Below are 8,683 nucleotides of genomic sequence, written 5' to 3' on the forward strand. Positions count from 1 at the left end.
CTGCACCGCCTGGCGGATGACCTCGTTCACCTCGGCGCTGGACGGCCACAGGTCGCGCAGGTAGACCGGGTTGCCGTCGGGGTCGTGGCCGAGGGGGTCGTCGAGCAGGTCGACGTCCATGGTCCCGGCCAGGGCGTAGGCGACCACCAGGGGCGGCGAGGCCAGGTAGTTCATGCGGCAGTCGGGGTTGATGCGGCCCTCGAAGTTGCGGTTGCCGCTCAGCACCGAGGCGACCACCAGGTCGTGCTCCTCGACCGCCTGGGAGATCTCGGGGGCCAGGGGGCCGGAGTTGCCGATGCAGGTGGTGCAGCCGAACCCGACCAGGTGGAAGCCGAGCTTCTCGAGGTAGGGCAGCAGCCCGGCCCGCTCGTAGTAGTCCATGACCACCTTCGACCCGGGGGCCAGCGAGGTCTTGACCCACGGCTTGGAGGTGAGGCCGCGGTCGACGGCGTTGCGGGCCAGCAGCCCGGCGGCCAGCATCACCGACGGGTTGGAGGTGTTGGTGCAGGAGGTGATGGCGGCGATGACCACGTGCCCGTGGTCGAGGTCGAACCGGGAACCGTCCTCCAGGGTGACCGGGACCCGCTTGCCGGGCCGGCCGCTGGCCCCGGCCGGGTCGGGCTCGAACCAGCCGGCCGGCGGGGGGTCGTGGTTCTCGTGGGCCATCGTGCCGGCCATGGCCGCCGGCGGGTCGCTGGCCGGGAACGACTCGGCCGAGGCCTCGTCCGGCCCGTCCGCGTCGACCTTGCGGTCGATCGGGGTGTCCTGCCTGGTCTGGGAGGTTCCCTCCGGGGTCATGTCGGCCAGGGCGGCCCGGAAGCCGCGGCGGGCGTCGGTGAGGGCGACCCGGTCCTGGGGCCGGCGCGGCCCGGCCAGGCTCGGCACCACCGTGCCCAGGTCCAGCTCGACCGTCTCGGAGTAGCGGGGCTCGGCGTCCGGGTCGTGCCACAGGCCCTGCTCCCTGGCGTACGCCTCGACCAGGGCGATCAGCTCGGGCGGGCGGCCGGTGAACTCGAGGTAGCGCAGGGTCTCGGCGTCGATCGGGAAGATGGCGCAGGTCGACCCGTACTCGGGCGACATGTTGCCGATGGTGGCCCGGTTCTCGACCGGCACGTTGCCGACCCCGGGGCCGTAGAACTCGACGAACTTGCCCACCACCCCGTGGCGGCGCAGCAGCTCGGTCACGGTCAGGACCAGGTCGGTGGCGGTCGACCCCTCGGGCAGCTCGCCCGACAGCTTGAACCCGACCACCTTGGGCATGAGCATCGAGATCGGCTGGCCGAGCATGGCCGCCTCGGCCTCGATGCCGCCCACCCCCCAGCCGAGCACGCCCAGGCCGTTGACCATGGGGGTGTGGCTGTCGGTGCCGACCAGGGTGTCGGGGTAGGCCTGACCGCGGCCGTTGGTGAACACCACACTGGCCAGGTACTCGAGGTTGACCTGGTGGCAGATGCCGGTGCCGGGGGGGACGACCCGGAAGTCGTCGAACGCCTCCTGGCCCCAGCGCAGGAACGCGTACCGCTCCCGGTTGCGCTCGAATTCCAGCTCGACGTTGCGCACGAAGGCGTCGGCCCGGCCGGCGATGTCGGCCACCACCGAGTGGTCGATGACCAGCTCGGCCGGGGCCAGCGGGTTGATCCGGCTCGCGTCGCCGCCGAGGGCGGCCATGGCGTCGCGCATGGCGGCCAGGTCGACGATCGCGGGCACGCCGGTGAAGTCCTGCATCAGCACCCGCGCCGGCGAGAACGCGATCTCCCGGTCCTCGGCCGACGTCGGGTCCCAGCTCGCGAACGCCTCAACGTCCTCGGCGGTGACGGCGCTCCCGTCCTCGTTCCGGAGCAGGTTCTCGAGCAGCACCTTGAGCGAGAACGGCAGCCTCCCGACGTCCCCCACCGACCCGAGCGCATCCAGCCGGAAGACCTCGAACGACCGGTCCCCGACGTCCAACCCCGCCTTCGCCCCGAAGCTGTTCCCCGCCATGGTCCCGGCCCTCCGCATCTGCCTGTCAGGTTCGCGCTCTGCAGGGTACCCGGTGAGGGGACGCTTCAGGCGGCGGTCCGGTCACCCCCCCGGCCCTGCGATCGGCGGTCATGGACCGCGAACCGGCCGGCGTCTGGCTGGCCGCCTACCGGCGGGCCTGGGAGGAGGCCGACACCCCGGCCATCCTCGGCCTGTTCACCCCCGACGCCACCTACCGCTCAGGCGAACCCGGGCCAGTTGGGGTCGCGGGCGTGGGCGTGGAAGTGGTCGGGGATGCGGCGCATCACCGGGTCGATGCGGAACCCGGACGGGCCGAGGCGGGCCGCCGCCACGCCGGAGAGGACGGTCAGCATGTGCTCGCGGTCGGAGGGCGGCGGGTCGGAGCCGTGGTGGCGCCAGACGACCATCGGGGTGCGGCAGATCAGGCATTCCGCGACCCAGCAGCGCTCGTCCTCGTGGAACCAGGGGGTCAGCGGCTCGGCCGCGCACAGGGCACAGCCGGAGGCGGACCCGGCGGCCGGGCCCGGGTGGGCCTGGTCAGCCAACCAGCTTGGCCACGTCGGCCTGCTTGGAGCGGACGGCCTCGGCGGCCTCGCGGAGGTCGGCCAGCTCCTTGTCGGTCAGGGGGAGCTCGACCACCTCGGCGACCCCGGCGCGGCCCAGCTTGGCCGGGACGCCCAGGTAGACGCCGTCGATGCCGTACTGGCCGGTGACCCAGGCGCAGACGGGCATGACCTCGCCGGTGTCGCCGAGAACGGCGGCCACCATGGCCGCGGCCGCGCTGGAGGGCGCGTAGTAGGCCGAGCCCGACTTGAGCAGGGCGACCACCTCGGCCCCGCCGTCGCGGGTCCGCTGGACCAGGCGCTCGATCGTCTCGGCGTCGGCGACCTCGGTGAGCGGCTTGCCGTCGACCCTGACCATGCTCGGCACCGGGACCATGGTGTCGCCGTGGGAGCCGAGGGTCATGGCCTCGACCCGGCTCGGGCTGGTGCCCAGCTCCTCGGCCAGGAAGTGCTTGAACCGGGCCGTGTCGAGCATGCCGGCCTGGCCCATGACCCGCTCCCTGGGGAACCCGGACACCTCGGCGGCCAGGGCCGTCATCTCGTCCAGCGGGTTGGAGACGACGATCAGGACCGCGTCCGGCGAGCCGTCGGCGACCTTGCCGGTGACCTCGCCGACGATCCTGGCGTTGGTCTCCAGCAGGTCCATGCGGCTCATGCCCGGCTTGCGGGGGACCCCGGCGGTGATCACGACCACGTCCGAGCCGGCCGTCTCCTCGTAGCCGTTGCTGCCGACCACCCGGGTCTCGAACCCCTCGATGGGCCGCGACTGGTTCATGTCGAGGGCCAGGCCCTGGGGGAGACCCTCGACGATGTCGGTCATCACCACCTCGTCGCAGAGGTCCTTCTCGGCCAGGCGCTGCACGGTGGTCGAGCCGTACTTGCCGGCTCCGACGACGGTGACCTTGGCCATCAGGCACCCGCCTCCATCTTGGCGATCACGGCGTCGGCGACCTGGCTGGTGCCGACGGCCGTGGGATCGTCGCGCGACGGCTTCATGTCGTAGGTGACGCTCTTGCCCTCGGCGATGACCGCGGCCAGGGCCCGCTCCAGCCGGTCGGCGGCCTCACCCTCCTCCAGGTGGCGCAGCAGCAGCATGCCCGAGAGCATCATCGCCATCGGGTTGACCTTGTTCTGCCCCTTGTACTTGGGAGCCGAGCCGTGGGTGGCCTCGAACACCGCCACCCGATCCCCCAGGTTGGCCCCGGGCGCGACCCCGAGCCCGCCGACGAGCCCGGCCCCGAGGTCGGAGATGATGTCGCCGTACAGGTTGGGCAGCAGCAGCACGTCGAAGTTCTCCGGCTTCTGCACCAGCTGCATGCACATGTTGTCGACCAGGTACTCGTCATACTCGACGTCGTCGTAGTCCCTGGCCACCTCGCGGGCCACGGCGTAGAAGAGCCCGTCGGTGTGCTTCATGATGTTCGCCTTGGTGACCGCCGTGACCTTCTTGCGGCCGTAGGCGCGGGCGTAGTCGAAGGCGAACTTGGCGATCCGCCTGGTCCCGGTGATCGACATCGGCTTGATCGAGACGCCGGAGTCGTCCCGGATCTTCTTGGGCTGGATGCCGTTGAGGAACTCGATGACCTTGGCCGCGTCGGGCGTGCCCTGCTCGAACTCGATGCCGGCGTACAGGTCCTCGTGGTTCTCGCGCACCACCACCAGGTCGATGTCGTCGTAGCGGGACCGGACCCCCTGGTAGGTCTTGCAGGGCCGCAGGCAGGCGAACAGGTCGAGCTCCTTGCGCAGGGCCACGTTGACGCTGCGGAACCCGGTGCCGATCGGGGTGGTCAGCGGCCCCTTGATCGCCACCCCGTTGCTCCGGATGGAGTCGAGCACCTGGTCGGGCAGGGGGGTCCCGTACTTGTCGATGACCTCGGCCCCGGCCTCCTGGACGTCCCAGTCGAACCCCACGCCGGTGCCCTCGAGGACCCGGCGGGTCGCCTCCGACAGCTCCGGTCCTACCCCGTCCCCAGGGATGAACGTGACGCGATGGGCCATGGTGGGGCGCTCCTTTGCTCGAGGTGTCGCCAAGGGTATCTCTGTACGGCGGATGCGCCAGGAAAACCCCTACGATTGCGGTGGACCCGCCCCCCGAGACGACCGGAGGCACCCCGAGATGGCTGACGCAACGGGCAAGGGACTCGAGGGCGTGGTCGCCGCCCAGACCAGGATCTCCGACGTCGACGGCCAGCAGGGCAGGCTGTGGTACGCCGGCTACGACATCGCCGACCTGACCGCCCACGCCAGCTTCGAGGAGACCATCCACCTGCTGCACCACCTGGAGCTGCCGACGGCCGCCCAGCTGTCCGAGACGGTGGCCATGCTGCGGGCCGAGAGCACCCTTGACCCGCTGCTGGTCGACCTGGTCGGCTCCCTGGCCGAGCGGACCGGCCCCATGACCACCCTGCGGACGGCGGTGTCGGCCGCCGCCGCCCTCGACCCCGACGACGAGGGGGCGGAGGAGGCGGAGGAGGCCAACCTCCGCAAGGCCTACCGGCTGATGGCCAAGACCCCGCAGATCATCGCCACCTACCAGCGGCTGCGGACGGGCGGGGACGTGATCGAGCCGCGCGACGACCTCGGCATCGCCGCCAACTTCCTCTACGCCCTCACCGGCAAGCAGCCCGACCCGCAGGTCGCCCGCGACTTCGACGTCGTCCTGGTGCTGTATGCCGACCACACCCTGAACGCCTCCACCTTCGCCGGCCGGGTCGCCGCCGCCACCATGGCCGACATGTACGCCGCGGTCACCGCGGCCGTGGCCACCCTCCAGGGCCCGCTCCACGGCGGGGCCATCGAGGAGGTCCGCGAGATGCTGGAGGACATCGGCCAGCCCGACCGCGCCCCCGACTGGGTTCGCGAGCGCCTCGCCGCCAGGCAGAAGGTGATGGGCTTCGGCCACCGCGTCTACAAGACCTGGGACCCCCGGGCCACCCTCCTGCGCGAGATCGCCGAGCGCCTCGGCAAGCAGTTCGGCGAGACCCGCTGGTACGACACCTCGGTCCGGGTCCAGAAGGCGGTCATGGAGGCCAAGCCCCTCTACCCCAACGTCGACTTCTACACGGCCAGCGTCTACTCCGCCCTCGGCCTCCCCGGCGACCTCTACACCCCCCTGTTCGCCGCCGCCCGCATGGCCGGCTGGACGGCCCACATCCGCGAGCAGTACGCCGACAACCGCCTGATCCGCCCGGACTCGGAGTACATCGGTCCCAACCCCCGCGCCTGGAAGCCCCTGGAGTCCCGGGGGTAGGCCGCGGACGACCCGGCTGAGCCGCAAGCATCAGGCGACCATCCCGGTGGCCGTGCTCGCCGAGGCGAGGGTGCGGGCCGGGGAGCGGCTGCGGGTCGAGGCGTCGGGACCGGGGCGGATCGTGCTCACCCGGGCCGAGGACAGCTTCGAGGACCTGCTCGGCGCCGTCGGGGACGACGTCTACCCGCCGGGCGATCTGCAAGACCTCCGCGGCGAATGGGACTAGCGCTGCGGACGCCAGGTGGAAGGGCATCGAGCGGGTCCAGGTCGTGGAGGGCGCCTAGCACCGGTGGCGTCAGGCCGGGGTGGGGCGGGGCAGGAGGGCGGCGGCTTCGGCGACCTCGGGGATGGGGGAGGTGGGGCCGAGGCCCATGAGGTGGATGCCGCGGACGCCGGGGAGGGTACGGACGGAGGCGACCATCTCGGCGGCCAGGGCGATGCCTTCGGCGCGCTGGTCGCGGGCGGCGCGCAGGCGGGCGAGGACGGCGTCCGGGACCGACCAGCCGGGGAGGGTGGCGAAGCGCTCGAGCTGGGCGGCGGAGACCGGCGGGAGGATGCCGGCGAGGATGGCGACCCGGTCGGGGAGGCCGCGGGCGGCCAGGCGGTCGAGCCAGGCGGCGAACTGGGCCACGTCGTAGATGGGCTGGGTCTGGGCGAAGGTGGCGCCGGCGTCGGCCTTGGCGGCCAGGCGGGCGCCGCCGGAGGGGTCGGCGCCGGGGGCCTCGGCCACGCCGACCAGGAAGCGGGCCGGCGGGTCGATCGGGGTGCCGCCGGGGCCGTGGCCCTGGCCGAGGTCGGTGGCCAGGCGGGCCAGGCCGATGGCGTCGAGGTCGAACACCGGCTTGGCCCCGGTGCGGCCGACCTCCATCGGGTCGCCGGACAGGCACAGCACGGCCCGGATGCCGAGGGCGTGGGCGCCGAGCAGATCGGCCGTCAGGGCCAGGCGGTTGCGGTCGCGGCAGGTGAGCTGGAGCACGGGGTCGAGGCCCTCGGAGGCGGCCAGCATGGCCGCGGCCAGCGGGGCCATCCCGACCCGGGCGGTGGCGTTGTCGGTCACGTTGACGGCGTCGACCAGCCCGCGCAGCCGCCGGGCGGCCCGCCGCACGACCCCGGGGTCGGCCGACCGGGGCGGGACCAGCTCGCCGGTGACCACGAACCGGCCGTCGGCCAGCAGCCGCGCGAGGTTCACCGTCCGGCGTCGCGGGCGGCGGCGACGGTGTTGGCCAGCAGCATGGCCACGGTCATGGGCCCGACCCCCCCGGGGACCGGGGTCAGGGCCCCGGCGACCTCGGCGACCTCGGGGGCGACGTCGCCGACGATCCGGTCGCCGGCGCGGTGGTTGCCGACGTCGACCACGGCCGCGCCCGGCTTGACCATGTCCGGGGTGATCATGGCCGGCCGGCCCGCCGCCGCCACCAGCACGTCGGCCTGCCGGGTGAACCCGGGCAGGCCCCTGGTGCCGGTGTGGCAGAGGGTCACGGTGGCGTTGGCCCCCGGCGCCTTGGCCGACAGCAGCACGGCCAGGGGCCGCCCGACCAGCAGGCCCCGGCCGACGATGACCACGTGGCTGCCCTCGACCGGGACGCGCTCGCGGCGCAGCAGCTCGACGATCCCGATGGCGGTGCAGGGGGCGAACCGGGGGTCGCCGCGCAGCAGCCGCCCCTCGTTCTCCGGGTGCAGCCCGTCGACGTCCTTGGCCGGGTCGATGGCGTCCTGGACCTCGACCGGGTCCAGCCCGGCCGGCAGGGGCAGCTGGACCAGGATGCCGTGGACGCCGTCGTCGGCGTTGAGCTCGGCCACCGCGGCCAGGACGTCCTTCTGGGCGGCGTCGGCGGGCAGCTCCACCCGCCGCGACCCGATGCCCGAGCGCTCGGCCGCCCGCTGCTTGGAGCCGACGTAGATGTGGGAGGCCTCGTCGTCGCCGACCAGCACGGCGGCCAGGGTCGGGCGCCGGCCGGCCGCGGCCAGCCGTTCGACCTCGTCGCCCAGCTCGGCCCGGATGGCCGCCGCCACCGCCCTGCCGTCCAGCACCCTCGCCGCCATCGGCATCCTCCCTGAGCCGTCCGTGCGCCGCCGGGGCCAGGCTATCCTCCCAGGGCCATGGCAGCCCGATCCACCGGGGGACCACCCCGGCGGTCCCCCGGAACCCCCCGGCCCACCCCCGCCGAGCTGGCGAGCGCCGAGGGCCGGTTCGTGCCCGACGTGCTCGGGACGGGCCTGCGGGTGCTGTTCTGCGGCATCAACCCGGGGCTGTGGTCGGCCGCGGTCGGCCACCACTTCGCCCGGCCGGGGAACCGGTTCTGGAAGGCGCTGCACCTGGGCGGGCTCACCCCGCGGCTGCTCGCCCCCGACGAGGAGGACCAGCTGCTCGCCCTCGGGCTCGGCATCACCAACCTGGTCGAGCGGGCCACCGCCGGCGCCGCCGAGCTGGGCGCCGCCGAGCTGCGGGCCGGCGGGGCCCGCCTGGCCGCCAAGGCGGCCGCCGCCCGGCCGCAGGTGGTGGCCGTGCTCGGGGTCGGGGCCTACCGGACCGCCTTCGGCCGGCCCCGGGCCGCCGTCGGCCCCCTCCCCGAGCCGATCGGCGGGTCGCGGGCCTGGCTGCTGCCCAACCCGAGCGGCCTCAACGCCCACTACCAGCTTCCCGACCTGGCCGAGGCGTTCGCCGCCCTGTGCCGGTCGCTCGGCTGAGCCGTCCGGCGGCGCGGGTCAGGGGCTGCCGAGCAGCGCGGGACCGATGCGCAGGAGCCGGCCGCGGGTCGGAGAGCCAGCTCAGCCCGCCGTCCACGCAGCGTTCGGCGCAGGTCGGGGCCGCCGACGGTGGCCGTCACGGTCCCGTCCCGCGGGTCGACGCGGTGGAGCTGCCGGTCCTCGGCCGCCCACAGCCAGCCCC

At 73.8% G+C, this 8,683-nt stretch carries 9 protein-coding genes; 3 read left to right on the forward strand and 6 right to left on the reverse strand.

All coding sequences use genetic code 11. The features are described from left to right. The 4 genes from acnA to VF468_26900 form a co-directional block, all read right to left on the reverse strand. The coding region (gene acnA, locus VF468_26885) for an aconitate hydratase AcnA (protein ID HEX5881915.1) at positions 1–1,980 on the reverse strand (1,980 nt) is incomplete at its 3' end. A 218-nt stretch (positions 1,981–2,198) separates the two neighbouring features. After that, positions 2,199–2,525 carry a hypothetical protein gene (locus VF468_26890; protein HEX5881916.1) on the reverse strand — a complete coding sequence of 109 codons (327 nt, stop codon included), beginning with the start codon at positions 2,523–2,525 and terminating at the stop codon, positions 2,199–2,201. Beyond that, entirely contained in the window at positions 2,518–3,456 is a 939-nt protein-coding gene (gene mdh, locus VF468_26895; GenBank protein ID HEX5881917.1) for a malate dehydrogenase, read from the reverse strand. The genes VF468_26890 and mdh overlap by 8 nt, the downstream gene beginning before the upstream one ends. Beyond that, complete coding sequence (locus VF468_26900; GenBank protein ID HEX5881918.1) at positions 3,453–4,541, reverse strand: isocitrate/isopropylmalate dehydrogenase family protein; 1,089 nt, start codon at positions 4,539–4,541, stop codon at positions 3,453–3,455. Before VF468_26900 ends, mdh begins: the two co-directional genes overlap by 4 nt. Positions 4,542–4,659: 118 nt before the next feature. Here VF468_26900 and VF468_26905 point away from each other — a divergent pair, with 118 nt between their 5' ends. Next, complete coding sequence (locus tag VF468_26905; GenBank protein ID HEX5881919.1) at positions 4,660–5,793, forward strand: citrate/2-methylcitrate synthase; 1,134 nt, start codon at positions 4,660–4,662, stop codon at positions 5,791–5,793. Between the two features lie 46 nt (positions 5,794–5,839). After that, positions 5,840–6,019, forward strand: a complete 180-nt coding sequence (locus VF468_26910) for a hypothetical protein (GenBank protein ID HEX5881920.1) — start codon at positions 5,840–5,842, stop codon at positions 6,017–6,019. 69 nt (positions 6,020–6,088) lie between these two features. Here the strand turns inward: VF468_26910 and VF468_26915 are convergent, their stop codons facing one another. Both VF468_26915 and VF468_26920 read right to left on the reverse strand, forming a co-directional pair. Continuing rightward, entirely contained in the window at positions 6,089–6,982 is an 894-nt protein-coding gene (locus tag VF468_26915; protein HEX5881921.1) for a methylenetetrahydrofolate reductase, read from the reverse strand. Continuing rightward, the gene (locus VF468_26920; protein HEX5881922.1) at positions 6,979–7,836 is read right to left on the reverse strand and encodes a bifunctional 5,10-methylenetetrahydrofolate dehydrogenase/5,10-methenyltetrahydrofolate cyclohydrolase; all 858 of its coding nucleotides are present in this window, start codon (positions 7,834–7,836) and stop codon (positions 6,979–6,981) included. The genes VF468_26915 and VF468_26920 overlap by 4 nt, the downstream gene beginning before the upstream one ends. A gap of 57 nt (positions 7,837–7,893) precedes the next feature. Between VF468_26920 and mug the strand changes: the two genes are divergently transcribed. Further along, entirely contained in the window at positions 7,894–8,481 is a 588-nt protein-coding gene (gene mug, locus VF468_26925; GenBank protein ID HEX5881923.1) for a G/U mismatch-specific DNA glycosylase, read from the forward strand. Positions 8,482–8,683 lie beyond the last annotated feature (202 nt).

Source organism: Actinomycetota bacterium, assembly GCA_036280995.1.
GTDB lineage: Bacteria > Actinomycetota > CALGFH01 > CALGFH01 > CALGFH01 > CALGFH01.